The sequence below is a fragment of the Nonomuraea fuscirosea genome (assembly GCF_003001935.1).
Classification (GTDB): domain Bacteria; phylum Actinomycetota; class Actinomycetes; order Streptosporangiales; family Streptosporangiaceae; genus Nonomuraea; species Nonomuraea fuscirosea.
The window spans coordinates 97,537-123,001 of the sequence record NZ_PVNG01000029.1 but is presented as its reverse complement, the minus strand read 5'-3'; the positions used below and the strand labels follow the sequence as shown (position 1 = coordinate 123,001).

General features: G+C 71.5%; 24 protein-coding genes. 10 read left to right on the top strand and 14 right to left on the bottom strand.

Annotated elements, in window-relative coordinates:
* Positions 1-7: 7 nt before the first annotated feature.
* Together B0I32_RS48280 and B0I32_RS48275 are read right to left on the bottom strand one after the other, a co-directional pair.
* The gene (locus B0I32_RS48280; RefSeq protein WP_106251267.1) at positions 8-436 is read right to left on the bottom strand and encodes a MerR family transcriptional regulator; all 429 of its coding nucleotides are present in this window, start codon (positions 434-436) and stop codon (positions 8-10) included.
* Positions 437-647: 211 nt separating this feature from the next.
* Positions 648-1,580 (bottom strand): oxidoreductase, encoded by a 933-nt coding sequence (locus B0I32_RS48275; RefSeq protein ID WP_181308604.1) that lies wholly within the window; start codon positions 1,578-1,580, stop codon positions 648-650.
* A gap of 96 nt (positions 1,581-1,676) precedes the next feature.
* On the opposite strand from B0I32_RS48275, the gene B0I32_RS48270 reads away from it, so the two are divergent.
* The 3 genes from B0I32_RS48270 (at position 1,677) to B0I32_RS48260 (ending at position 4,917) form a co-directional block, all read left to right on the top strand.
* Complete coding sequence (locus tag B0I32_RS48270; protein WP_106251265.1) at positions 1,677-2,354, top strand: helix-turn-helix domain-containing protein; 678 nt, start codon at positions 1,677-1,679, stop codon at positions 2,352-2,354.
* Positions 2,355-2,429: 75 nt separating this feature from the next.
* Positions 2,430-3,833 (top strand): hypothetical protein, encoded by a 1,404-nt coding sequence (locus B0I32_RS48265; RefSeq protein ID WP_106251264.1) that lies wholly within the window; start codon positions 2,430-2,432, stop codon positions 3,831-3,833.
* Between the two features lie 76 nt (positions 3,834-3,909).
* On the top strand, positions 3,910-4,917 hold the full coding sequence (locus B0I32_RS48260) for a MerR family transcriptional regulator (protein ID WP_106251262.1): 1,008 nt from the start codon (positions 3,910-3,912) through the stop codon (positions 4,915-4,917).
* Positions 4,918-4,931: 14 nt separating this feature from the next.
* Here B0I32_RS48260 and B0I32_RS48255 read toward each other — a convergent pair whose 3' ends face one another.
* Both B0I32_RS48255 and B0I32_RS48250 read right to left on the bottom strand, forming a co-directional pair.
* The gene (locus tag B0I32_RS48255) at positions 4,932-5,444 is read right to left on the bottom strand and encodes a GyrI-like domain-containing protein (protein WP_106251260.1); all 513 of its coding nucleotides are present in this window, start codon (positions 5,442-5,444) and stop codon (positions 4,932-4,934) included.
* Positions 5,441-6,217 (bottom strand): MerR family transcriptional regulator, encoded by a 777-nt coding sequence (locus B0I32_RS48250; protein WP_106251259.1) that lies wholly within the window; start codon positions 6,215-6,217, stop codon positions 5,441-5,443. The genes B0I32_RS48255 and B0I32_RS48250 overlap by 4 nt, the downstream gene beginning before the upstream one ends.
* A gap of 115 nt (positions 6,218-6,332) precedes the next feature.
* On the opposite strand from B0I32_RS48250, the gene B0I32_RS48245 reads away from it, so the two are divergent.
* Positions 6,333-7,052, top strand: a complete 720-nt coding sequence (locus tag B0I32_RS48245; RefSeq protein ID WP_106251257.1) for a GntR family transcriptional regulator — start codon at positions 6,333-6,335, stop codon at positions 7,050-7,052.
* Here the strand turns inward: B0I32_RS48245 and B0I32_RS48240 are convergent.
* The gene (locus B0I32_RS48240) at positions 7,036-7,683 is read right to left on the bottom strand and encodes an O-methyltransferase (protein WP_106251256.1); all 648 of its coding nucleotides are present in this window, start codon (positions 7,681-7,683) and stop codon (positions 7,036-7,038) included. The two genes, B0I32_RS48245 and B0I32_RS48240, sit on opposite strands and share 17 nt — an antisense overlap.
* Positions 7,684-7,755: 72 nt before the next feature.
* On the opposite strand from B0I32_RS48240, the gene B0I32_RS48235 reads away from it, so the two are divergent.
* Positions 7,756-8,388: a TetR/AcrR family transcriptional regulator gene (locus B0I32_RS48235; protein WP_106251254.1), complete on the top strand. Its 633-nt coding sequence runs from the start codon at positions 7,756-7,758 to the stop codon at positions 8,386-8,388.
* Between the two features lie 23 nt (positions 8,389-8,411).
* Here the strand turns inward: B0I32_RS48235 and B0I32_RS48230 are convergent, their stop codons facing one another.
* Positions 8,412-9,083 (bottom strand): response regulator, encoded by a 672-nt coding sequence (locus B0I32_RS48230; RefSeq protein ID WP_106251252.1) that lies wholly within the window; start codon positions 9,081-9,083, stop codon positions 8,412-8,414.
* Positions 9,068-10,186 (bottom strand): sensor histidine kinase, encoded by a 1,119-nt coding sequence (locus tag B0I32_RS48225; RefSeq protein WP_245956622.1) that lies wholly within the window; start codon positions 10,184-10,186, stop codon positions 9,068-9,070. Before B0I32_RS48225 ends, B0I32_RS48230 begins: the two co-directional genes overlap by 16 nt.
* A gap of 224 nt (positions 10,187-10,410) precedes the next feature.
* Here B0I32_RS48225 and B0I32_RS48220 point away from each other — a divergent pair, with 224 nt between their 5' ends.
* Together B0I32_RS48220 and B0I32_RS48215 are read left to right on the top strand one after the other, a co-directional pair.
* The gene (locus tag B0I32_RS48220; protein ID WP_106251251.1) at positions 10,411-11,436 is read left to right on the top strand and encodes an ABC transporter ATP-binding protein; all 1,026 of its coding nucleotides are present in this window, start codon (positions 10,411-10,413) and stop codon (positions 11,434-11,436) included.
* Positions 11,433-13,676 (top strand): alpha/beta fold hydrolase, encoded by a 2,244-nt coding sequence (locus tag B0I32_RS48215; protein ID WP_181308602.1) that lies wholly within the window; start codon positions 11,433-11,435, stop codon positions 13,674-13,676. Before B0I32_RS48220 ends, B0I32_RS48215 begins: the two co-directional genes overlap by 4 nt.
* A gap of 218 nt (positions 13,677-13,894) precedes the next feature.
* Here B0I32_RS48215 and B0I32_RS48210 read toward each other — a convergent pair whose 3' ends face one another.
* Together B0I32_RS48210 and B0I32_RS48205 are read right to left on the bottom strand one after the other, a co-directional pair.
* Positions 13,895-14,575 carry a response regulator gene (locus tag B0I32_RS48210; protein WP_106251249.1) on the bottom strand — a complete coding sequence of 227 codons (681 nt, stop codon included), beginning with the start codon at positions 14,573-14,575 and terminating at the stop codon, positions 13,895-13,897.
* A 176-nt stretch (positions 14,576-14,751) separates the two neighbouring features.
* Positions 14,752-16,119: a sensor histidine kinase gene (locus B0I32_RS48205; protein WP_181308600.1), complete on the bottom strand. Its 1,368-nt coding sequence runs from the start codon at positions 16,117-16,119 to the stop codon at positions 14,752-14,754.
* Between the two features lie 365 nt (positions 16,120-16,484).
* On the opposite strand from B0I32_RS48205, the gene B0I32_RS48200 reads away from it, so the two are divergent.
* Both B0I32_RS48200 and B0I32_RS48195 read left to right on the top strand, forming a co-directional pair.
* Positions 16,485-17,060 (top strand): dihydrofolate reductase family protein, encoded by a 576-nt coding sequence (locus B0I32_RS48200; protein ID WP_106251246.1) that lies wholly within the window; start codon positions 16,485-16,487, stop codon positions 17,058-17,060.
* A 10-nt stretch (positions 17,061-17,070) separates the two neighbouring features.
* Entirely contained in the window at positions 17,071-18,246 is a 1,176-nt protein-coding gene (locus tag B0I32_RS48195) for an acetate/propionate family kinase (protein ID WP_106251244.1), read from the top strand.
* A 140-nt stretch (positions 18,247-18,386) separates the two neighbouring features.
* Here the strand turns inward: B0I32_RS48195 and B0I32_RS56955 are convergent, their stop codons facing one another.
* The 4 genes from B0I32_RS56955 to pta all read right to left on the bottom strand — a co-directional run bounded on the left by B0I32_RS56955 (position 18,387) and on the right by pta (position 22,930).
* Positions 18,387-18,716, bottom strand: coding sequence for a hypothetical protein (locus tag B0I32_RS56955; protein ID WP_146178577.1), 330 nt, complete (start codon positions 18,714-18,716; stop codon positions 18,387-18,389).
* A gap of 771 nt (positions 18,717-19,487) precedes the next feature.
* Entirely contained in the window at positions 19,488-19,826 is a 339-nt protein-coding gene (locus tag B0I32_RS56950) for a hypothetical protein (protein WP_146178576.1), read from the bottom strand.
* 330 nt (positions 19,827-20,156) lie between these two features.
* Positions 20,157-20,603, bottom strand: coding sequence for a DoxX family protein (locus B0I32_RS48185; RefSeq protein WP_245956621.1), 447 nt, complete (start codon positions 20,601-20,603; stop codon positions 20,157-20,159).
* A gap of 272 nt (positions 20,604-20,875) precedes the next feature.
* Positions 20,876-22,930: a phosphate acetyltransferase gene (gene pta / locus B0I32_RS48180; RefSeq protein ID WP_106251240.1), complete on the bottom strand. Its 2,055-nt coding sequence runs from the start codon at positions 22,928-22,930 to the stop codon at positions 20,876-20,878.
* Between the two features lie 272 nt (positions 22,931-23,202).
* Here pta and B0I32_RS48175 point away from each other — a divergent pair, with 272 nt between their 5' ends.
* Positions 23,203-25,029, top strand: a complete 1,827-nt coding sequence (locus tag B0I32_RS48175) for an adenylyl cyclase (protein WP_245956620.1) — start codon at positions 23,203-23,205, stop codon at positions 25,027-25,029.
* 104 nt (positions 25,030-25,133) lie between these two features.
* Here the strand turns inward: B0I32_RS48175 and B0I32_RS48170 are convergent, their stop codons facing one another.
* Positions 25,134-25,460 carry a hypothetical protein gene (locus tag B0I32_RS48170; protein ID WP_146178575.1) on the bottom strand — a complete coding sequence of 109 codons (327 nt, stop codon included), beginning with the start codon at positions 25,458-25,460 and terminating at the stop codon, positions 25,134-25,136.
* Positions 25,461-25,465: the final 5 nt, after the last annotated feature.

Below are 25,465 nucleotides of genomic sequence, written 5' to 3'. Positions count from 1 at the left end.
GGCGGGGTCAGGTGAGGGGCTGCTCCTCGGTGGGGCAGGTGCCGGGCCACAGCGGGTCGTCGGCGTCCGTGGCGAGGTGTTCCTCGTACATCGCCAGTTTGAGGGAGACCAGGTCGAGGCAGCGGTGCAGTTCCTCTATCTGGTCGGTGATGTGCTCGCGGTGGTGGCGCAGGAGGGCGTGGCGGGCTCGCATCGTCCGTGTTCCCTCGCGCACCAGCGCCGCGTACTCGCGGATGGCGGGCAGCGGCATGCCGGAGGCGCGGAGTCTGGTGCACAGGTGGAGCCAGCGCAGGTCGTTCTCGCTGTAGACGCGCTGCCCGCCGACCCGGCGCACGGGGGTGGCGAAGAGGCCCTCCTTCTCGTAGAAGCGCAGGGTGTGCACGCTGAGGCCGGTGCGTTCCGCGGCCTGGCCGATGGTGAAGGACGTGGACGGCATGTGCCCAAGACTAGGGGTTTGCCCTAGAGCCGGCTCTAGGGCCTACGAACGTCCTGGGGCCGGCCATGCTCGTCCGGTCCGCGATCCAGGCGCTCCGGCAGCCGTCCGGCGTGGACGTCGACACGGTGGTCGTCCGCCCCCTCGGCCGGCCGGTCTGACCAACGTCAACACGTCGGCGGTCCGCCCGCTCGGCCGGCCCCGCGCCGCCGCGTCACCCGGCCGTGGCGATGCCGTTGAGCAGTGCCAGCTCCTCCTCGCTCAGCCGCAGGCCGCCCGCGGCGATGTTCTCCTCCAGGTGGGTACGGTCGCCGGTGCCGGGGATGGCGAGGACGTGGTCGCCGCGGTGCAGGGTCCAGGCGAGCCGGACCTGCGCCGGGGTCGCGCCGTGGGCCGCGGCGACCTTGGCGACCTCGCTCTCGCCGGTCGTGTCGTGCCCGGCGGCGCCGGGGAGGCCACCGGGCACGGCGGCCGCGACGGCGAAGAAGGGCACGAAGGCGATGCCGTGCCGGCCGCACAGGTCGACCAGGGCGTCGTCCTGCCGGTCCGTCAGGCCGTACCGGTTCTGCACGCAGACCACCGGCGCGATCTCCATCGCCTCGGCCAGCTGCTCCGCCCCAATGTTGGAGATGCCGAGATGCCGGATCAGTCCCGCCTCGCGCAGTTCGGCGAGCGCGCCGAAGTGCTCGGCCACGGAGCCGGCCTCCCTCTCCAGCCCGGCGCCCCAGCGCAGGTTGACGACGTCGAGGCAGTCGAGCCCGAGCTGGCGGATGTTCTCCTCGACCTGGGAGCGCAGCTGGTCCGGCCGCGCGTACTCGAACGCGCCGTCACGGGACCGGCCCGCCCCCACCTTCGTGGTGATGACCAGCTCGTCGGGGTACGGCTGCAGCGCCGTGCTGATCAGCTCGTTGACCGAGCGGGTGGGCAGGAAGTAGAAGGCCGCGGTGTCGATGTGGTCGACGCCGAGCTCGATGGCGCGGCGCAGCAGGGCGACGGAGTCGGCGCGGTCCCTGGGCCGCTCGTCCCAGGGCATGCCGGCCAGGCGCATCGCGCCGTACCCGATCCGGTTGACGGTGCGGTCGCCGAGACGCCAGGTGCCCGCCGCGGCGGCGGACGGGGTGCTGTTCAGGTTGCTGTCGATCGTCATGAGTCCAGCCTGCGGGCAGCGCTCGCCACCCGTACGGGAATGGCAACAAGCTGCCGGGCCGCCCACGGCGCGGACGGCTGAGGCAGAATCAGTGGTGTGCTGACGAGCGACGAACTCACGCGCGTGAGCGAGACGGTCACGATCGTGTACGGCGAAGAGGAGCTGTTCCGGCGGGCGGGACATCTGTTCACGGCCGCCACCGACTTCGCCTGCGCGGCCGACGGCCTGGCCGGCTGGATGACCGACCACCGGGCGGACACGCTCGCCGCGGCGACGGAGAGCCACGTGCGCGGCATGCGCGTCCGCAAGCTCTACCGGCCCGAGCTGCTGCTCAACTCGGCGTCCGCGCGCGAGCTGGCGCGGCGCCGCGACGAGTTCGGCGCGCAGATCCGCATCACCACCGAGGAGATCAACGAGACGGTCGTCCTCGACCGCCGGGTGGTGATCCTGGCGGGCGACCTCAAGGCCGGCCGGCGCGGCTACAGCGTGATCAGTCAGCCGGAGATCGTCCAGGGGGTGATGTCGCTGTTCGAGACGGCCTGGCGGTCGGCGACCGACCTCGCGGTCTACGACGCCCAGGTGGCCGAGATCCGCGAGCTCGCGCCCTCGGTGCTCGACCTGCTCAGCGAGGGGGTCAAGGACGAGGCGGCCGCCCGCAGGCTCGGCCTGGGCGTGCGCACCTACCGGCGCCGGGTGGCCGAGCTGATGGCCGCGCTCGGTGCCGAGTCGCGGTTCCAGGCCGGCGTACGGGCCCGCGAGCTCGGCCTGGTGTAGCCCGGCATACCGGCGGCATACCGGCGTCTCCTAGGCTGACGCGCGCTCGTTCACGATCATGCCGAAGGAAGTCTTGTGTCCCGTCTCGCGTTCTCAGGGCTCATCGCCGTGCTGCTGTCCCTACTCCCCGGTGTGGCTCGGGCCGAGACCCCCGCCGTGGTGGGGACCGCGGGGAACCTCATCCGCGAGGCACAACCGCGGGCCGACGGGATCAGGCACGTCGACTCCAAGGCGATGATCGCGGGGTTGACGGCGCTCAACGCCAACACGTACGTCTACCCGATGGCCGGCGACAACGTGCACTGGGACGACCTGCGCCGCGAGTTCCTGCCGGCGGCGGCCGCCGCCGGGATCGACGTCTGGGTGCTGGTGTACTCGCCGAGCCAGGCGGTCTGCTGCGTCTCCCGGCCGTACAAGCACGATTACGTGACCTGGGCCCGCGAGATCGCCACCGCCTCCAAAAGCCATCCGAACCTGACCGGCTGGACCGTGGACGACTACGGCTACGATCTCAAGACGTTCACGCCGGCGTACGTCAAGCAGATGACCGCGGCCGCCGAGGCGGTCAACCCGTCGCTGAAGTTCGTCCCCACCGTCTACTACGGCCAGTTCACCGACGCGTTCATCGCCGAGCAGATCCCGCTGCTGGACGGAGTCGTCTTCCCCTTCAGGGACGAGCCGCATCGGGACACCTCGTGGACGTGGAGCCTGTCGTACCAGGTCAAGCAGCTCGCGAAGCGGCTTCCCGGCACGGACGTCTACCTGATGCCGTACGCCCACCCGCTCAGCCACGCTGCCCAGAAGCCGACGGTCGCCTACGTCGAGGCCGTCACCAGGAAGTCCCTGGAGCACGTCCGCGCCGGGGAACTCGCCGGGGTCGTGCAGTACAAGCTGCCCTTCCTCGCCGCCGACGCCGGCTGGACGCGTCCGCCGACCGACAACCTGGCCCGCACCGGCGACGGGCGGCTGAGCTTCGTCGTCCAGACGAAGACCGCCACCGAGGCGGGCATGTCGTGCGGCGCGAGCCGGCAGGTCAAGCTGACGTCCGGCGCGGCCAAGCGGAGCGTGAGCTTCTGGCACCGGGACGGCCGGGGCGCCGGGCACCCCGCCGGATACCACGTCAAGCAGCTGCTGCTCAACGGCCGGGTGGTGTGGCAGCGGGACGTCACCGCCGACGGCACCGCCTGGCAGCGGGTCACGGTCGACCTGACGGCCGCGCTCGCCGGGGCGACGAGCGCGACGCTGGAGTGGCGGCTGTACGAGCGCAAGGGCGTGAGCGACTACTTCGTCGACGCCGGTGTGGACGACATCGTGGCCACGGGCCTGCAGCTGAGCGACCCCGGCGTGGAGAACGCGGCCGTGTGGACCGCGGGCCTGGTCAGGAAGGGCGGTCCGGTCTACTGTTCCGCCCAGGTGTACCACCAGGACTACGGCGCCGAGCTCGGCGCGCGGCTGGCCGGGCTGTACGCCGCCGCGTAGCCGTACAGGATCCCCGCCCGGATCGGGACGCGAGCGGCTTGCGTCTCAAGTTGCTTGAGGTAGCACAGTGGCATCCATGAGCGACCATGAGCTGTACCCCATCGGCGACGCCGCCCGCCGCAGCGGGCTGAGCGTGAGCGCCGTCCGGTTCTACGCCGACGCCGGCCTCATCGAGCCCACCAGGCTGAACGAGGCCGGCCACCGGATGTACGACATCCAGGCCATCGCCCGGCTGGAGCTCGTCCGCACCCTGCGTGAGCTGGACACCGACCTGGCCGAGATCCGCCGCCTGCTCGACGGCGGCACGACCCTGCACGACCTGCTCACGACGCACCTCGGGATCGTCGAGCGCCAGGAGCGCACCCTGCGGGCCAGGCGGGCGGTGCTCAGGACGCTGATCAAGCAGGGCGGCACGACCGCTCAGGCCGATCTGATGCACAAGCTCGTCTCGATGACGGACGAGGAACGCGAGCGGACCATCGACGACTTCTGGACCGAGGTCGGCGCGAATCTCGACGTCCCCGACGGTTTCGTGGACCGGTTGCGGGCGATGCGCCCCGTCCTGCCGGCGGATCCGACGGCCGCCCAGCTCGAAGCCTGGATCGAGCTGGCCGACCTGGTGTCGGACCCGGCGTTCCGCGGCGCGGTCCGCACCTACCTGCGGGACACGTACGCGGCGCCGGAGGCCAGGACGCTGGCGACCGAGCCGTTCCAGGAGTTCATGCACGGGAGCGGGGCCGCGCTCATGGAGGAGCTGCTCGCGGCGCACCGTGCGGGCGAGTCGCCCCTGTCCGGCCGCGTGCAGCGGACGGTCACCCTCTTCCTGGAGGCGGTCACCGCGCTGTCCGGCACGCCGCTCACGGCCGAGGCCCGTGACCGGATGGCCGACGGTTACCGGCAGATTCCCGGCATCCTCCGTCAGCTGGACGAGGAGGACGCCGCCGCCGGCGGGCCCGGCTACGGCGACACCCACGGCCGGTACCTGGCCCTGGTGGCGGCGATCAACGGAACCACCGGGCAGGAGCACGACCCCATCCCCTACGTCTGGATCGCCGACGCCATGCAGGCCGTCCAGCCCGCGTGATCCGGAGGCGCGGGTCAGCGGGTCACCGGCTGCCTCAGGATCGTCCTGGGCTCGGGATCGGTGAACGCGGTCAGGTAGATCTCGTGGTGCGGGCCGTTGCGGGCGAAACCGTGCTCGGCCATGAACGCGTCCATCACGTCGAGCGACGCCTTCTCCTCGTCGTAGGGGCCTTCGTGCAGCAGCTCGACGCACTCGCCCTCGGTGAAGGTGACCACCTGCACGCGGTCCACGGCCGCGCAGGACGCGCGGGCCCGTTCACGCGCCGACTCGGCCGCCCCCGGCTCGGGCGTGGCGGGCAGCGGCAGCAGCAGGTGCCAGCGCCACTGGTCGCGCGGCACCTCCAGCGGCTGCCGGGAGGTGTCCTCCACCCACCACCGGCCTTCCAGCGGGCTCGCGGCGCCGCCCATCGCGGCGGCCACGGCGTACAGCGCGCCGATGGCGGAGACGTGCTCGGCGCCGCCGGGCTCGCCCATGCCGGTCACGTTCAGGCAGGTGACGGGGCCGCAGTGGACCACGCGCGGGGTCATCGTTCCTCCAGGGGGATCATCAGGTGGGTGATCAGCCGGTCGGGCGGGGTGGTGGCCGGGTCGGACACGTACACCTCGCGGATCGGGCCGCGGACGGGACACAGCCGCTCGGCGCACCACGACAGCAGCGCGTGCGCGGTCAGCCCGACCTGGTCGTACGGGCCGACGTGGGTGGCTCGGGCGAACCGGCCGCCCGGCAGCACGTCGAGCTCGGCCCCCGGCACCGGCTCCTCGCTGACCAGCGCGACGGTGACGGGAACGGGCTCGCCGAAGTCGAGCGGGAACAGGCCGATGAGCTCGGGAGCGGCGGCGGGCGCCGCCGCGGCCAGCAGGCCGGCGACGGCGGCCGAGGTGGCCCGGCCGATGTCGGACGAGTCCGCCGCCGTGGTGGTGATCACCGCCACCCGCCGCGCCGACTCCGTGACCACCGTGACGGGGGCGGACGGCAGCCCTTCCGCCATCACGCGCTCCAGGGCGCCCAGCGTCGACCGGCGCCTGGCCAGCTCGGCCTCCAGCCGTTCGTGCACCCCTTCCAGTACGCCGGAGCTGCCGGACAACACCTGCGCGATGACGGCGAGCGGCACGTCGAGCGAGCGCAGCAGCCCGATCGACAGCGCGTCGCGCGCCTGCTGGGGCCGGTAGTAGCGGTAGCCGGTGTGCTCGTCCACGTACGCGGGCACCAGCAGCCCGAGCTCGGCGTAGTGCCGCAGTTGCTTGACGCTCAGCCGGCCGAGCCTGGCGAACTGCCCGATCGGCAGCAGGTCCTCGTCCATGCCCCCAGCATGGCGTCTCCCTCGGAGGGAGAGTCCAGCCTGGCTGTCGCATCGCTCCCGTACGTCCCGCTTGCTTATAACCTGTGACGTCATCGGACAGCGAGACGGGACGGCGATGAGCGGATCGGCGGCGGAGCTCTGCACCACCAAGGCGGACATCGCCTACCTGCGGGTCAAGGAGCTGATCCTGTCCGGGACGCTGGCTCCTGGGTCGGTGATCGCCCAGGCCCGGCTCGCCCGTGACATCGGCATCAGCACCACTCCCCTGCGTGAGGCGCTGCGCCGGCTCAAGAGCGAGGGGCTGGTGGAGCTCGACGCCCACCGGGACGCCCGTGTGGCGCCCCTGTCCGCCGAGGAGGCCCGCGACCTGCTGGAGCTGCGCCGCAGCCTCGATCCGCTGGCCGTCTCGCTGGCCGCGGAGCGGCGTACCAGGGCCGACATCGCCGCCATGCGCGCCGCCCACGAGGGTTTGGCGCCGCTGCCCGGCGACCCGGCCGGCGAGCGGTTCGCCGCCCACCGGGCGTTCCACGCCGCCCTCTTCGCCGCCTCGCACAACGACCTGCTCGTCCAGTCGCTCGACGGCCTGTGGGACAAGTCCGACCGCTACCGCCGCCTCGCCCTGGCGTCGGGACGCGACCAGCGGGACCGCGACCGTACGGCCGCCGAGCACGAATCCCTGCTGGAGTACGTGATCGCCGGGGACGCCGACGCGGCGGCGGCCGTCATGCGCGAGCACGTCGACACCAGCCTCGGCGCCCAGGCCGCCCGGCGCCTGCACCGGGCCGCGGCGAGCCCCGCCGGCCAGGAGAGGGACGGCGTCAGGCCCGGCAGCTGATCTCCATGCCGTCCTCCACCGGGAACTCGACGGTGACGTAGCCGTTTCCCGGGTCGCGGACGTAGGCCAGATAATCGGCCATGCTCGTGAAGCTGCTGTCGTCGGCGGCGACGAGAGCGCCGGGGGCGAGGCGGTCTTCGAGCAGCCGCAGCACCGGCAGGCAGAGGTCCTTCCAGCCGTCGAGCAGCAGCAGGCCGATGGGCCCCCGGATGCCGGCCAGGGTCTCGAGCGCGTCGCCCGCCAGGACCGTCACGTGCCCGGCCAGGCCGGCCCGCTCCAGGTTCGCGCGCGCGGCCTCGACCTTGACCTGACTGAGCTCGGTCGTCCACACGTGGCCGGCGCCGTTGTCGGCGACCGCGGCGGCCAGGTGGATGGTGGAGATGCCGTACGAGGTGCCGAACTCGACGATCGTCTCGGGGCGGCCGTGGCGGGCGAGCGTGTAGAGCAGCCGGCCGGCCGGCTTGGAGATCGGCATGTACTCCCCCGCCAGCGCGTCGGCCCGCTGTCTCGCCGACGCCTCGGCGATGGGGATGTCCAGCGGCCACGGCGCGGGATCGGCCTCTTCCCGGTCGGCGGCGGCGAAGAGCCGGTCGAGCACGGCGGCGGTCTCGGGTGTGCTGAGTGTGTTCATGACCGCTACCGTAGACGCACCGTTGCGTCTAGGCAAGGTGATAGGCTGAGGCGATCGACGGAAGGGAACCCGATGGGCGCTGACGCCGGCGGCACCACCGACAATCGCCGCGCCACCACGGCCAGACACACCGGCAACCGGCACGGCCGCAGCGAAGAGGCCCGCCAGAGCGTGCTGGAGGCGGCCGACGACCTGCTCGTGGAGGTCGGCTACACCCGGCTGACCATCGAGGGGATCGCCGAGCGCGCGGGCGTGGCCAAGCAGACGATCTACCGCTGGTGGCCGTCGAAGAACGACATCCTGATGGACGCGTTCGTCCAGGACGCCGCCGAGGACCTCATCCCGGCGGACACCGCCGACCTGCGGCGGGACCTGCGCGCCCATGCCCGGAAGGTCGCCCTCTTCCTGACGAAGTCCGACGCCGGCGCGGTCTTCCGCGCGCTCACCGCGCAGGCCCAGCACGACTCCGTGCTCGCCGCGCGGCTGCGTGCCGAGCACCTCGGGAAGCAGCGCCGCTACGACCGGCTCCCCTTCGAGCGCGCGGTCACCCGTGGCGCGCTCGATCCGGGCGCCGACCTCGATCTCGCCGTGGACCAGGTCATGGGGCCCGTCTACTACCGCGTCCTGGTCACCGGCCAGAGCGTGCCGGAGGAGTTCACCGACACGCTCGTGGACGCCGTGCTCGACCGGCTCACCGGCGCCTGACCCGCATCCGGCACCGCTGCGGGCTACTTCGGTGGTCGTGGCGGGGCGGGCGCGGCCTGGAGGTAGGCCAGGACCGCCATGACGCGCCGGTTGTGGTCGTCGGACGGAGGCAGCCCGAGCTTGGCGAAGATGTTGTTCGTGTGCTTGCCGATCGCCTTGTCGGTGACCTGGAAGCGGGCGGCGATGGCCAGGTTGGACATGCCCTCCGCCATGAGCGTGAGCACCTCACGCTCCCTGACGGTCAGGGCGGCCAGCGGCTCGTCGCGGACGTGCCGGGTCAGCAGCTGCGAGACCACCTCGGGATCCATCGCGGTGCCGCCCGCGGCCACCTGGCGGACCGCGTCGACGAACCGGCCGACGTCGCCGATCCGGTCCTTCAGCAGGTAGCCCACCCCGCCGGAGCGGTCGGACAGCAGTTCCCTGGCGTACAGCTGCTCCACGTACTGCGACAGGATCAGCACGGGCAGGCCGGGGACCCGGCGGCGGGCCTCCAGGGCGGCGCGCAGCCCTTCGTCGGTGAAGCCGGGCGGCAGCCGTACGTCGATCACGGACACGTCAGGGCGGTGCCTGACCAGCGCGTTGAGCAGCATGGGGCCGTTGTCGACGGCCTCGACCACGGTGCAGCCGTGCGCCGTCAGCAGGCGTACCAGACCGTCCCGCAGGAGGGCGAGATCTTCGGCTATGACAACGCGCACGGGACCTCCATGGTCAGCTCGGTGGGTCCGCCCGGTGGGCTGCTCACGGTGAGCGCGCCGTCGAAGGCGGACAGGCGGTCCTCGATGCCCCGCACGCCGGTGCCGCCGGCCGGGCGGACCCCGCCGCGGCCGTCGTCGCCCACGGTCAGGCGGAGCACGCCGCCGGTGTGCCGCAGCCGGATCCAGGCGCGGGAGGCGCCGCTGTGCCTGGCCGCGTTGGTCAGCGCCTCGGCGGCGGCGAAGTAGACGGCCGACTCGACCGGCGGCTGCGGGCGGCCGGGCAGGTCGAGGTCGACCTCCACGGGCATGGGGCACGACAGCGCGGAGGCCTCGATGGCGCCGGACAGCCCGCGATCGGCCAAGACCGGCGGATGGATGCCGCGTACCAGATCACGCAGGTCCGTCAGGGCCTGACCGGCCAGCTCCCGCGCCTCGTCGATCATCCGGGCCAGCTCGTCCGGGTCGCGGGAGCCGCCGGCCAGGCCCAGGTGCATGCGGACGGCGATGAGCTTGGCCTGGGCGCCGTCGTGCAGGTCGCGTTCGATGCGGCGCACCTCGGCCGCGTGGGCGTCGGCCACCGCGGCCCGGGACGCGGTCAGCTGCCGGATCCGCGCGTCCGGTTCCTGGCCGCCGTCCAGCAGCGCTCGCGCCAGCCGCGCCTGGCCGGTGCGGAACAGCGGAACGGCGGCGATCACGAGCGCCGCGATGGCCACGGTGGACAGGCTGAGGGCGAACGTGTTCAGGACGCTCGTCTCGGCCGGTTTCAGGCGGAAGAAGACGTATTCCAGCGCGGCCAGCATCGCCGCCAGCGCCGCCACCGGAGCGGGGCCCGTGACACCGTGGACGGCCAGCCACGCCAGTTCGCGCCACGCCGGCCTGTGACCCTGAGTCTCGTGCCCGCCGAGCACCCCTCCCGCCCAGCGGCGCTGGAAGGCGGCCAGGCGGTGGACGAGGGCGAGCACGAAGCCGAGCGGCGCCCGGCCGATACGGCCCAGCGGCACCAGGACGCCGCTCACCGGCACCAGGCAGAGCAGCGCCAGCGCCGCCAGGCCGGTGACGGCGTTCAGTCCCAGCGCCCCCAGCCCGGCCACCCCGTTCCGCACGGACCTCCTCAGCCCGCCGGACGCGGGTCGTCTTCCCCTCACGGCTGCCAGTCTGCCGTGCTCGCGAGGTGAAGACGGTAGGGCCAGGCCCACCCTCCGGGGTGGCCGATTCCCACCCCGGAGGGTGGGCCGGCGCCCATGGGAACCGGCTCTCCGGCGCGCGAGGCTGGCCGGGCTCGATCGGAACGAGCCGATCGAGCCCGGCCGGACGAAGGGGACGCGGTGTGATCGAAGTGAGGAATCTGACCATGAGGTACGGGGGCCGGCTCGCTGTGGACGACCTGACGTTCACGGTGGAACCAGGGTTGGTCACCGGGTTCCTCGGCCCGAACGGCGCGGGCAAGTCCACGACCATGCGCGCCGTGCTCGGCCTGGAGCCGCCCAGCAGGGGCGAGGCGCTGGTGAACGGCCGCCCGTACGCCTCGATCCCCCGTCCCATGCGGTCGATGGGAGCGCTGCTCGACGCGGGAGCGGTGCACGGGGGCCGCAGTGCGTACGCGCACCTGGCCTGCCTGGCCCGCAGCAACGGCATCGGCCGCGCCCGCGTGGCCGCCGTCCTCGACCAGGTCGGCCTGGCGGACGTGGCCGGCGCGAAGATCAGCGGGTTCTCCCTGGGCATGCGTCAGCGCCTGGGGATCGGCACGGCGCTGCTCGGCGATCCCGGCGTGCTGATGCTGGACGAGCCGCTGAACGGGCTGGATCCCGAGGGCATCCGCTGGCTCCGCGACCTGCTGCGTACGTTGGCGAACCAGGGCCGTACCGTGCTGCTGTCCAGCCATCTGATGAACGAGACGGCGCTGACCGCCGACCACGTCGTCGTCATCGGGCAGGGCCGGCTGATCGCCGACACCTCCGTGACCGCCCTGGCCACGCACTTCCGTGGTGACGTGCTGGTCCGCGCGTCCCACCCGGAACGGCTCGCCTCCGTCCTGCGCGCGCACGGGGCGGCGGTGACGGACGAGGACGACGGCGCCCTGTCCGTGCGCGACCTGGACGCGGCGGGGATCGGCGCGCTCGCGTTGTCCGCCGGGATCGCCCTGGCGGAGCTGACGCCGCGCGGCGCGTCCCTGGAGGAGGCGTTCATGCGGCTCACCCAGGACAGCACCGAATACAGGACCACGAGCATGACGGCGGGTACGGCGGCGGGCACGGGCTCGGGGACGGCTCCCGGCCCGGCGGCGCGCACGAGCTCGGGGACGGCCCCGGGTTCGGCCGCGGGCGCGACCGGCGCGAAGGAGGCCGTGCGATGATCGACGTGATCGTCTCCGAGTGGATGAAGCTGCGCTCGCTCCGCTCCAACCTCTATCTGCTGGCCTGCTCGGTGGCGGCCGTCCTGGCCTGCGCCGGGATCGCGTTCATGATCGGCCGCGGGTTCGACCACCAGACGGCGGCCGAGCAGCCGGCCTTCCCCGGCAACGGGGACGGTCTCGGCAACGGCATCGCGGTCGCCTACTTCGTGTTCGCCCTGCTGGGCGCCCTGGCGATCACCTCCGAGTACGGCACCACGATGATCTGGACGAGCCTGGTGGCCGTGCCGCGCCGGCAGTTGCTCCTGCTGGCGAAGGTGCCGGGGCTGGCCGCGGTCGCGCTGGTGGCGGGGCAGGTCCTGGCGTTCGCCATGCACGCCGTCTCCATGGCGGTGCTCGGCGACCGGGCCGGGCAGCTGCTCCGCGACGGGGTGACGCTGGGCACGCCGCTCTCCGAGCCGGGCGTGCTCGCCTCGGTGATCGCCGCCGGGCTGTCGATGGCCGCGGTCGCGCTGATCGGGCTGGGCGTCGGGGCCGCGGTCCGTTCGACGCCGGGGGCTCTGGTGGTGCTGACCGTGATCATCGTGGTGCTGCCGGTGGTGGCCAAGACGCTGCCGATGCCGCTGCGCGCGCAGGCCGGCTCATTCATGATCGAGAATCTGCCCCTGCAGATCGCCGGGACCGGCGGCGGGACCCTGCCGCCCGTCGCGGCCGCCGGGCTGCTGGTCGCGTACGTGATCGCCGCTCTGACGGCGGGCGCCGCGCGGATCGCGACGACCGGGCGGCGGATCAAGGCGGTGGCGATCGGCGTGGCCGCGACCCTCCTGGTCTCGGCGGTGCCCGCCGTCGCGGCCGGCCCGCCGGATTCCGGCCGGTCGACGCTGGCCTGGGCGGACTGCGCGGACGAGGAACTCGTCAAGGAGATGCGCTGCGCCTCGATCGACGTACCGGTGAACTGGGCCCGGCCGTCAGGACGGAAGATCGGCCTGACGGTGGCGCTGCTGCCGGCCACCGGCGCCCAGCGCCGGACGGGCACGGTGTTCGCCATCCCCGGCGGCCCCGGCGGCTCGGGCGTGGAGGACCTGAGCGCGAACGCGGGCAGCTTCGCCGAGCTGCGCGACCACTTCGACGTGGTCAGCGTCGAGCCGCGCAACACCGTCGACAAGGGTGTGCTGTCGTTCGACTGCCTCTTCTCCGGTCCGTGGATCACCTGGCCCGACAACCCCCGGGAGTGGGCCGAGCTGGGGCGGCGCAACCGGGCCGCGGCGCAGCGCTGCCGCGCCGCCGACCCCGAGTTCTTCGACCACATGGACTCCGCCTCCGTGGCGCGGGACATGGAGGCGATCCGCGTCGCGCTGGGCGAGGAGCAGCTGAGCTTCATCGCCAACTCCTACGGCGGCAGGCCCGGGATCGACTACTCCCGGCTGTTCCCCGGCCGGGTGCGCGCCATGGTGTTCGACGGTGCGATGGACCCGTTCATGGACCGCGCGGTGGGCCGGCGCCCCCACGAGGAGGCCTTCACCCGCTTCGCCGCCTGGTGCGCGGCGAACACCACCTGCGCGCTACACGGCCAGGACGTGGGCGCGGTCTGGCGGGCGCTGGTGGCGCGGGCCGACCGCACCCCCGTGCCGGTCAGGGGCGAGCCGGCGAAGGCGGCCTACAGCGGGCTCGACATCAAGCAGGCCGCCGCCCCCAGCGTCATCGAGCCGGGCCCGGCGCCGGAGTTCCCGCGGTGGACCCAGCTCGCCGAGGCGATCAAGCGGGCCGCCGACGGTGATGCCTCCGGGTTCGCCGATTACGTACGGCAGAGCACGAAAAGCCCGAAGGTTCCCTCGGCCACCGGGATGAACATGACCCACTGCCTCGACGGCATCGTCTTCGATGACTACGAGGAGTACCGAGCCAAGCGCCGCGAGGGCGAGCGCCTGCTGCCGAACCTCGCCGGGATCGAGCTCTGGCACCCGCTCGGCTGCGTCGGCTGGCCGACCCCCGTCACCAACCCGCCCGCGCCGCTGCCCGCCGGGAAACTGCCGCCCTACCTGGGCGTCGGCTCCTGGACGGACTTCGGCCGGTCGGCGGACATCGTCCGGCGGGTGCCGGGCTCGGCCGCGGTCCAGTACCTCTCGACCGGCCACGGCCTGTACAACGCCGGCAATTCCTGCATCATCGCCCACGTCAACCGCTACCTGATCAGCCTGCGGCTGCCCGCTCCCGGCACGGTGTGCCGCCCGCCCGCCACCTGAGTGTGGCGTATTCCGAGGTGACATCGGGATGAAGCCGCGATGAAGCCCCGGCGTGGTGTCATGAGGACCGGCGGGGCCGGCGTGCTGCGGAAGTCGGCCGGCCCCGGCCGAAGCCACGGCGGCTTCCGACGGTAAGGCGGGCGGTTTCTCCATCGGCCCCGGGTATTGTGCCGATCCGTACTACTTCCCCGAAGGTCAGTGGATGCCGTACGGCTGAGTCACCCCAGCCCGGCGTCGTGCACGATGAGGGCCAGCTGAACGCGGTTGTCCAGGTCCGCCTTGGTGAGAATGCGGGAGATGTAGCCCTTCACGGTGCCCACGCTCATGTGCAGCTCACCCGCGATCACCGCGTTCGGCTTGCCCTGGCCGACCGCCAGCGCCACCTCGCGCTCCCGCTCGCTCAGCCGCTCCAGCACCTTGCGGGCGTCGCCACGCCGCCGGTCCTCCTCCTCGGGCAGGAGGTGGGCGATCAGCCTGCGCGTGACGCTCGGCGACAGGATCGGCTCTCCGGCCACGACCTTCCGTACGGCGTCCACGATGCCCTCCGGCGGGGTGTCCTTGAGCAGGAACCCGCTCGCCCCCGACCGCAGCGCCCTGAACACCAGCTCGTCGGCGTCGAACGTGGTGAGCACCACCACCTCGGGCGCCCCCGCCCGCGCCCGCAGCCGCCGGGTCGCCTCGATGCCGTCGAGGCCGTTCATCCGGATGTCCATGAGCACGACGTCGGGCCCGTGCTCGGCCACCGCTCCCTCCACCTCGCCGCCGTCGGCCACGGCGCCGACGACGTGCAGGTCGGGGGCGCCTTTGAGCATCAGCGTCAGACCGGCCCGCACGAGGGCGTCGTCGTCGACGATCAGCACCCGGATCGGCGCACTCGGGTCGGCTCTCACCCGGATCATGTTAATCCTTACCGCGACCCGGCCACGCCCTCACCGCAACCGTCCCTTCACCCACAGCCACATCCGTACCGCAACCACGTCCCGCACTCGCCCCGCCCTCACCACGCCCACGCCCTCACCACGCCCTCACCACGCCCTCACCACGCCCTCACCACGCCCTCACCACGCCGCAGCCATCACCGCGGCCACGGCAGCCGGGCCGCCAGCCGGAATTCGCCGTCCGCCGTCTCGCCGCACTCCAGCCGCCCACCGGCCAGCGTCGCCCGCTCCGCCAGCCCGACCAGCCCCGTCCCGCCGCCGCTCCCCGACAACCCGGCCGGCCTCGTCTCGGCCTCGCTCCCTGACAACCCAGCCAGCCCTGTTCCAGCCGGCCCTGCCTCAGCCGAGCCCGGCCCCACACCGCTGTCGGCCGTCGCGCCCGATCCCGCCGGCCCTGGCCGCGCACCGCTCTCCCCCAGCGCGCCCGACCCCACCGGCTCCGCCCCCCGACCGTCTCCCGTCAGGGCAGCCGGTCCGCCCGGCAGCGGGTTGCGTACCTCGACCACCAGCTCGCCTTCCCCCGCACCCCCCACCACCACCGTGACGGGCTGACCGGGCGCGTGCTTGCGCGCGTTCGTGAGCCCCTCCTGCACGATCCGGTACGCGGCGCGGCCCACCACGTCCGGCGCCTCGGACAGACGTACCCCGTGATCACGCAGCTCGACCCGCATCCCGGCCCGCCGCGACTCCTCCACCAGCGCCCCGAGATCCATCCCCTGATCCATCGGCGCCCCGGCGTCCGACGAGGAGCCCGGATCGCGCAGGACCGAGATGACGGCACGCAACTCCTCCAGCGCCAGCCGGGCGCTGAAGCGGATCACCCCAGCCGTCTCCGCGACCTCGCCCGCCGTGGCGTCCGGGTTGAACTCCAGCGCCCCCGCGTGCACCGCCAGCAGCGACAGCCGGTGGGCGAGCACGTCGTGCATCTCCCTGGCGATCCCGAGCCGTTCGGCGCGGCGCGCCTCCTCGGCGCGCAGCCGCTGCTCGGCCTCGGCCCGGCGGGCCCGCTCGGCCAGCGACAGCAGCAGCTCCCTGCGGGTACGCGCGAGCATCCCCCACGCGGTCACCGCGGCTCCGAACAGCACGCCGACCAGCGCCCACACGGGGTACGGCGCGAGCCCGGGCGGCCGCACCGCGAACCTGACCAGCGTCGCCACCACCCCCGCGGCCCCCATCATGATCGCCACGCGCGGCCGCCGGTAGAGGGCGGCGAGCAGCGCGGCGATCCCAGCGGCCACCGACGCGGAGGCGGCGGGCACCGACACGGCGATCACCACCAGCCCCGCGGCCACGGGCCACCTCCGGCACAGCCACACCCCCGCGCAGGCCACCACGCCGCCCACCAGGTCGGCGACCAGATGCCAGCCGGGAGCGCCCGCCAGATCCCCCAGGACCACCGCCACCGCCGCGGCGAACGCCGGCACGAACCCGGCCAGGCCCACCATCCAGCCGGGCCGCGGCCTCATCCCGCCGATCCGCACTTCATCCGCGCTGGTCAGGAACACAACCGCCGATCGTAGCCCGCCCCGAAGCCCCGCGTAAGCAACCAAGGTCACCCATGGACCACGACCAAAGCCACCAGCCATGGCATCCAAAGCACCTGAACAAGCAACCAACGGCTGCCACAGTCCGGACGCCCGTCAGCAGAGACGAACCCCCGGCCCCCGCCACGCTGTCCGCATGCCCCCGGGCAGCCCGAAGCGCGGCCGGCACACCGCGGGCTGGTGCTCCCGCGCGCCGACACCCCCGCGGAAAACCTCGTCCAGAAATTTCCCGAAAAAACCATGCGCGGGATGTACAGAACGCCACCACGGCACCGACCTACCTACGAAGCAAGCCACAAAGGCCGAAAAGAACCAGGAGCCGAGACATGCGTAAGATCATTCACTGGGTGCACACCTCGATCGACGGCCACATCGACGGCCCGAACGGCGAGTTCGACTGGCCCGTGATGGGCGAGGAGCTGTCAGCCTACTCCGAGACGCTGAGCAACCGTTCCGACACCTTCCTGTACGGGCGCGGCGTCTGGGAGGGCATGGCGGCCTTCTGGCCGGAGGCCGAGTCGATGTCGGACCACCCCCACGTGCTCAAGTTCGCCCCGCTCTGGCGCAGCACCCCCAAGATCGTCTTCTCCCGGACGCTGGAGAAGGCCGACTGGGCCGAGCGGGTCATCGGCGAGCACGACTTCGCCGAGCAGGTCGCCGAGCTGAAGCGCCAGGACGGCAAGGACCTGCTGCTGACCGGCGGCTCCGGCCTGGCCGCCGCGCTCACCGAGCACGGCCTGATCGACGAGTACCACATCGCGGTGCACCCGCTCGTGCTGGGCGGCGGCCGGCCGCTGTTCGTCCCGCGCGCCGACCGGCTGGGCCTGCGGCTGGTGGAGTCGCGGGTCTGCGACGGTCAGGTGGTGGTGATGCGGTACGACCGCGACGCCGCCGCCCAATAAGCTCGGCGGCATGGACACCCCCATCCTCGTCCTGAACACCGGCTCCTCCTCCGTCAAGTACGAGCTCGTCGACCCGGGCACCCGCGGCCGCGCGGCCAAGGGCCTGATCGAACGCATCGGGCAGGAGCGGGGACGGCTCACGCACCGCAACGGGGACGACCCCCCGTACGTTCGTGACCGTCCCTTCCCCGGTCACGGGGAGGCGCTGGACGCGATGATGGAGGCGTTCGCCGCCGCCGGCCCCGATCTGGCGCCGGTAGCGGTCGGACACCGGGTGGTCCACGGCGGCGACCGCTTCACCGGAGCGGCCCTCATCGACGACGACGTCATCGCCGCCATCGAGGAGCTGTCACCCCTCGCACCCCTGCACAACCCGGTCAACCTGACCGGCATCCGGCTGGCCCGCAAGGTCTTCCCCGACGTCCCGCAGGTGGCCGTGTTCGACACCGCGTTCCACCTCACGCTGCCGCCGGAGGCGTACACGTACGCCGTGCCCCGCGACTGGCGCGACCGGCTCGGCGTGCGCCGCTACGGCTTCCACGGCACCTCGTACGCCTACGTCTCCCGCCGCGCCGCCGCCCTCCTCGGCCGCGACCTGGCCGCCCTCGACCTGATCGTCCTGCACCTCGGCAACGGCGCCAGCGCCACCGCGATCTCCGGCGGCCGCAGCGTCGACACCTCCATGGGCCTGACCCCGCTGGAGGGCCTCGTCATGGGCACCCGCTCGGGCGACGTGGACCCCGCACTCGGCGGCTACCTCGCCCGTACGGACGGCATGGACGCCCAGCAGGTGGAACACGCCCTCACCCACGACAGCGGCCTGCTCGCACTCGCGGGTTCCAGCGACATGCGCACGATCCGCGCCCGCGACGACGCCGAGGCCAGGCTCGCCCTCGACGTCTACACCCGCCGCATCCGCAAGTACGTCGGCGCCTACTACGCCCTCCTCGGCCGCGTCGACGCGATCGTCTTCACCGGCGGCATCGGCGAGAACGACCCCCTTACCCGCGCCGCCGCGCTCAAGGGCCTCGACCGACTCGGCATCACCGTGGACACCGAACTCAACGAGTCGGAGCACCGGGGCGAACGCCCGGTGTCACCACCCACCGCCGAGGTGCCCGTCCTGGTCATCCCCACCGACGAGGAGCAGGAAATCGCACACCAGACTCTGACCCTGCTGACCTGAACGATGCCGGCAGGGTTCCCCTTTTCACGAGGGACACAAGCGGACGCCACCGTATGACAGGCACTCAGGGGTTTCTTGACATTAGCCGGAAATCATCGCCTTGAATGCCACGCTTCACTGATCCATGAGCGGCATGCCGGTCAGGGCACCAGAATGTTGATCAGGACGCCGACCGGGACCGAGGCTGCCACGCCCAAGGCGAAGAACAGCCACTGCTTGCGCCCCTCCGCCCGGATGGTTGCCTTCGTCTCGCCCACAAGGATCTGCTGGATTCTCTGGGCCTGTTGTTCGTTCAGCTCTAGAAGCCGCTGCTGCTCCTTGGCGCGTGTAAGGAGCACATCGCGAGCAGCCTGTTGCGTTTCGAGTTCACGACGAAGATCCTCCATCACCAGCCCAGCTTCGGCGAAGGCTTTGTTGACTGCGGCGATCCGGTCAGGAATGCTCGTGGAGCCAACGCCTGCCGCTGCCAAGCGGAGCTTCTCGGCTCGGTGGTTTGCTTCGACTGCGGATTTGTATGCCAGGTAGGCGACCCCAACGAGACGACGCCGATAAGCAACTGGATGAGGATGTCAAGCACGGCTCCCATTGGAGCGTGCTACAAGGGTGAAAAGTCGGTGACGTAATCAAATTGCGCCGTTGATAACCAACCTTGCCGATCGCTCGCCCACGGTGAGCTTCTCGATCACGGCTCGGCGGTCGGCGTCAGTCAGGTACGTCTCCGACTCGGCGCGGAGTCTTCACAAGCTCCAGCGAGATGACCTCAGGGCGCAAGAAGGGGCCCGGCGGGACAGGCGGATAGAAAGCCTGCACCGAACCCCTGCGGGTATCCCTCCAAATAACCTTCCGTCCAGTATGGGTCTCCCTCCATACCCACAGGCAAGGTGCCTGACGGAGGATCTACTTCAACGACCATGCACCGCACTTTTCTAGCCCGCTGCGCCCCTTCGGGGTAACCGGTACGGTAACCGGCCTTTCGACCTTCTTCGCGAGAAGGCGATGTGGAGGGCTCTACCGAACCAGTGCTGGGCACGCCGGGGTCCCAAGGGGTAATGGCAAGGGCATCGGTGCTTCCCATTGCAAGGATCGAACTGATTACCGTTACCATGATGATTTTTCGGGTGCCTTGATTCATGACACCTCCTGGCTAAGGTTCCTTGATGGAGCTTCTACTCGACCCAGCCCCGGAGAGCCGTGCCACGGGCCCCTCCCGAGCCCAGCTCTCCCGAGGCGGTGCGTCTGGACTACCGTCGCTGAACGGTGAAGTCGGCGGAGGCGATGATGTGCTCGGCTTGCCGGTATTGGATAGTTATTTTGCCTATTGGAGCGTTTTCCATAACTCGGAATGTCAAGTTAGGAATGGCTCCGACATCGTCTGCTTTGGTGCTGTCAGGGCCGCTTAGCCCTGGATGGGAGATTGTGATGGGGAGGTTGGGTAGGAAAAGATTTCCCCAGACCGTCACCTCGGTTCCCGCAGGCCCGGTGTCGTAATCAAGGCCGATGTATGGGTCCTGCCTGATAGAATTGCTGGCCGCAGGAGCGACAACTCCTGTCACCAGAGCTACCGAAGCCACCAGCGTCATGATGGCGTGCCTAACTGCATGACTTTGCCACACGAGAGCGCCTCCCATACGCGAGTAGGCTGGTCTACCAGTCATTATCTCCGTATCGTCGCTGCCCTTAGCTTCGGACCCCTTCACCTATTAGGCTCGACAGTTCCATCGTCATCGCCGTTCTCGGAATCGTCCAGACATTTGACGCAAAACATGTATTACTGGTTCTTCGTGAAGAGCTGGATGGGCAAGCTGTCTGGCGCGGGAACGGCTCCGTACAAGCGACGTGTCAGTCGCCTGGGCGGCTGTGACGGCGGCCGTGGCGACCTTCGGCTGCGTGCCCCGCCTCATCGTCCGCCGTCATGTCCGCTCTTCCGCGACCAGCCGCGAGGGCGTGAACGCGGCCGACAGGGCCCAGCGGCCGGGGCCGAGGATGGCGATGAGGAGGAAGCCCCAGCAGAACAGCGCGGCCTTCTCGCCGCCGTTCTCGATCGGGAACAGCGCCTGCGGCTGGTGGACGACGAAGTAGGCGTACGCCATGGTGCCGGAGCAGACGATGGCGGCGGCGCGGGCGGCGAGGCCAAGCAGGACGAGGATGCCGCCGACCAGTTGGATGACGGCCGCCCACCAGCCCGGCCACTGCCCGAAGGCGGGCGCCTGGCCCTGGGGTCCGCCCAGCACCTCGAAGAGCGTCGCCGCGCCGTGACAGGCGAACAGCAGCCCGATCACGATCCGGTACAGCGCCAGGAACAGCCCTTGATCCTTGAACAGGGAATCCACGAAGGCGGCCTTTCTACGGGGGTTCACGTGGTGGACCGGGCGTCGGCGACGCTGCGAACGCCGGTGATCTGCCGTGCGACTTTTGGGAGCGCTCCCAAAAGCAAGGGTCTCCGCCGCCCGGTCCGACCGTCAACGCCTCACCCATCCCAGCGAACCCCGTCCGACGGCCGGCACACGCCTCACATGGCGGAACACCTCGGCCGCCGGCCCGCCGATGCTTGAAATTTTCATCAAATCCCCCCGTGAAGCCCTCACGATCGAGGTGTCACGAAAGAGCTCGGAGGAGACGCGCCTCGTTGTCAGCCGTCGGTGTCGACCGGCGGGGCGTCGGTCACCTGGGCGGCCGTGACGGCGACCGTGGTGACGATGTCGGCCACCGTGGCGCCGCGGGACAGGTCGTTGACCGGCTTGCGCAGACCCTGCAGCACCGGCCCCACGGCCACCGCGCCGGCGCTGCGCTGGACGCCCTTGTAGAGGTTGTTGCCGGTGTTCAGGTCGGGCACCACGAAGACCGTGGCGCGGCCGGCCACCTGACTGTCGGGCATCTTGGTTCTGGCCACGGCGGGGTCGACCGCGGCGTCGTACTGGATCGGCCCCTCCACCTGGAGGTCGGGGCGGAGGTCGCGGACCAGGTCGGTGGCGGCGCGGACCTTGTCGACGTCGGCGCCCGCGCCGGAGGCTCCCGTCGAGTACGACAGCATGGCGATCCTGGGATCGACGCCGAACAGCGCGGCGGTGCCGGCCGAGGCGATCGCGATGCCGGCCAGCTGCTCGGCGGTCGGGTCGGGGTTGACCGCGCAGTCGCCGTAGACGAGCACCCGGTCGGCCAGGCACATGAAGAACACGCTGGAGACCAGACCCAGGCGCAGGATCTCGAACGCGGGCCTGATCGTGTGCGCGGTGGTGTGCGCCGCGCCCGACACCATGCCGTCGGCCATGCCGGTGTGCACCATCAGCGTGCCGAAGTAGGACACGTCGGTGACGGTGTCGCGGGCCAGCTCGACGGTCATCCCCCGGTGTGCCCTGACCGCCGCGTACTCGCGGGCGAACCGCTCGCGCAGCTCCGCGTCGAAGGGGCTGAGCACCCGGGCCGCGTCCAGGTCGAGGCCGAGCTGGGCGGCCCGGGTCCTGATGCGTGCCTCGTCGCCGAGCAACGTCAGCTCGGCCACGCCGCGGCGCAGCAGGGTGTCGGCCGCGCGCAGGATCCGCGGCTCCTCGCCCTCGGGCAGCACGATGCGCCGGCGGCGGGCCCGTGCCCGGTCCAGGAGCTCGTACTCGAACATGAGCGGCGTGACGACGTCGGTCTTGGCGATGTCGAGGCGGTCGAGCAGCAGCGGCCCGTCCACATGCTCTTCGAAGACCCGCAGCGCCGTGTCGATCTTCCCACCGGCCTCCGGCGTGAACCGGCCCTCCACCGCCGACAGGCGGGTGGCGGTGTCGAAGGTGTCGTGGTCGGTCGCGATCACCGGCAGCGGGATCACCATGCCGCGCAGCAGCCGGTCGACGGAGGGAGGCAACTCGCTCCCGCCCGTCAGCAGCACCGCCGACAGGGCGGGGAAGCCCGCCGTGGTGTGCGCCGCGATCAGCCCCGGCAGCAGCGCGGCGGCCCGGTCGGACGGGATGATCACGGTGGCGCCCTCGGTGAGGCGGTCCAGGATGCTGGGCAGCGACATCGCGCCCACCATGAGGGCGCTCGCCTCGCGTCCGAGGCCGTCGCGTTCGCCCAGGAAGAACCGGCCGTCGCAGGCGTCGAGCAGGTCGGTCACCGTCGGGGCGCGCAGGGAGGGGGTCTCCGGCAGGACGAACACCGGCGTCGGATGCTCGATCGGCAGCGGCCCCGGCGCGTCCGCCCGGGTGACGACGACCGCGAGCTCGCCGGCGTGGTGGTGCGCCAGCTCCCTGGACGACAGCTCGACCGCGGCGGCGATCTGGGCGGCCGTCCTGTTCCTGCCGCTCACCACGTTGACCACGGGAGTGCCCAGGTCGGCGGCCAGCCTGGCGTTGAACCCGAACTCCGTCGGCGCCCCCACGTCGGTGTAGTCGGTGCCGATCACCACCACCGCGTCACACCGTCCGGCCAGGGCGCGGAAGCGGGCCACGACGTCGCCCGCGGCCCGCTCGACGTCGGCGTGCACGTCGTCGTAGGTGACGCCCGCGCACGCCTCGTAGGGCAGGGCCAGCTGGAACCTGCTCCGGACGGTGTTGATCAGGGCGTCCTCGCGGCCGGCCCGCACCACCGGCCGGAACACGCCCACGGTCTCCACCTGCCGGGACAGCAGTTCGACCAGGCCCAGGGCCACGGTTCCCTTGTTGCTCTCCGCCTCACCGGCGGCGACGTACACGGCACGCGTCATGCCCCTCATTCTCCGGGACCCCGGCGGCACGAACGTCAGCAGGCACCGGAAGCGGACGGCACCGCGGCGAAGTGCGTCTTGTGAGAGGACCGGTCGGCGCGGTAGAAACGGGCGACCACACTTCACCGCACCCGATCCGGCCACGCCCGTTCGAGAGAGCGCTCTCTCGAACGGGCGTGAACCCACCAGTCCCCCTGTGAAAGACGGACCGAATGGCAACGACGATACCCCAGCCATCCCGTGGCAGGCGGCCGCGCATCGGCCTCACGCTGATGACCGCCGTCCTGATCTCCTCCTTATCGGCGGGTACGAGCCCGGCCGGCGCCGCCTCACCGCCGCACGCCACCCCGGACCTCGGCCAGAACGTCACCGTCTTCGACCCCGGCATGCCGGTCGCCGACATCCAGGCCGTCCTCGACGCCGCGCACGCCGCCCAGGTCGACGACGAGATGGGCGTCAACCGCCACGCGTACCTGTTCAAGCCCGGCACGTACGGCACCGCCGAGCAGCCGTTGCAGATCAAGGTCGGGTACTACACGGAGATCGCCGGCCTGGGCGCCTCCCCCACCGACGTCGTCATCAACGGCAAGGTCGAGGTCTACAACCGCTGCCTGGCGGACGGCGGCACCGCCAACTGCCTCGCGCTGGTCAACTTCTGGCGCACCCTGTCCAACCTGTCGATCAACGTGAACGCGGCCGGGCAGGACGGCTGCCGTTCGTCGGCCAACTTCTGGGCCGTCTCGCAGGCGGTGTCACTGCGCCGGCTCGACGTCACCGGCGGCACCCTGTCGCTGATGGACTACTGCACCGCCGGCCCGCAGTACGCCAGCGGCGGCTTCATCGCCGACTCCAGGCTGCCCGCCGTCACGAACGGCTCGCAGCAGCAGTGGCTGACCCGTAACAGCGAGGTCGCCGGCTGGTCGAACGGCGTGTGGAACCAGGTCTTCTCGGGCGTCGTCGGCGCGCCGGACGAGGCCGGCTTCCCGGACCCGCCGTACACCACGCTCGACACCACGCCGCTCAGCCGCGAGAAGCCCTACCTGTACGTGGACGCGCGGGGCCGGTACAACGTGCGGGTGCCCGCCGCCAGGAGGAACACGCGCGGCGTCTCATGGGCGGCCGGCCTGACGCCCGGGCGTACGCTGCCGATCAGCGACTTCCACGTCGCCAGGCCGTCCGACTCGGCGCAGGACATCAACCGGCAGCTGGCCCGCGGCAAGAACCTGCTGCTCACCCCCGGCGTGTACGACATCGCGCGCAGCATCGAGATCCGGCGCCCCGACACGGTCGTCCTCGGGCTCGGCCACGCCACGCTGACCGCCTCCCGCGGCTCGACCCCGATCGACGTCGCGGACGTCCCCGGCGTCGTCATCGCGGGCGTGACCATCGACGCCGGCCCGCGCAAGTCACCGGTGCTGCTGCGGGTGGGCGCCAAGCACGGGCACCGCCACGGCTCGCCGGCGAACCAGTCGAGCCCGTCGAACCCCACGACCCTCTCGGACGTGTACTTCCGCGTCGGCGGCCCGCACGCCGGCAGCACGGACGTCGCGCTGGAGGTGAACAGCGACCACGTGCTCATCGACCACACCTGGGTGTGGCGGGCCGACCACGGGGTCGAGGGCTTCACCGACACGCAGCGCTGGAACACCAACCTGGGCCGCAACGGCGCCGTCGTCAACGGCGACCACGTGACCGCGACGGGACTGTTCGTCGAGCACTTCCAGCAGTACAACACGATCTGGAACGGCGACGACGGCACCACGATCCTGTACCAGAACGAACTGCCGTACGACCCGCCGACGCAGGCCGACTGGATGAACGGCGCGGTAGAGGGCTGGGCCGGCTACAAGGTCGGCGACCGCGTCAGAAAGCACCGCCTGTACGGGGCGGGGGTCTACGTCTTCAACCAGAACAACCCGCAGATCCACACGGAGAACGGCTTCGAGGTGCCACGCCGGCCGGGAGTGCGGCTGCACCACATCATGACCGTCAACCTGAGCGCCGGAGTCATCGACCACGTCGTCAACGGTGACGGCGAAGCGGCCGACACCACCAAGGTCGGCGCCCCGGTGTACGTCACCGACTACCCGGCACCCTAGAGCCCGGGTGAGAGAGCGGCGGCTGGGGGACCACACGTCCCCCAGCGCCTTCTTTGGAGAAGCGGTCACGGCCGCCTCACTGGTCGCAGGCGTGTGGTGCAGACTTACAAGGCGTGCACCCAGGCGTCGGTGATGTGGCAGCCGTTCGCCGCGCCGCTGACCGAGGACTCGGGTCCGACCCACTGGTCCTGCGCCTTGTACACGACGGGACCGTGGATCTCCCTCGTATAGGGCCAGTGCGCCGAGGCGCAGGAAACCCGTACCTGATAGGAACCGAATCCGCTGTTGCAGCTGCCGGCTCCCACATTGTTCGCGATATATGCCCCGCAGTCCCACACCTCGGCGTGCGCGGGTGCGGCTGCGAGCATGCCCGCGGTCGACAGGGCCATGGCCATCGAGGCGGCGAGCACAGTTTTTCGGACGAGCTTCATCTTTT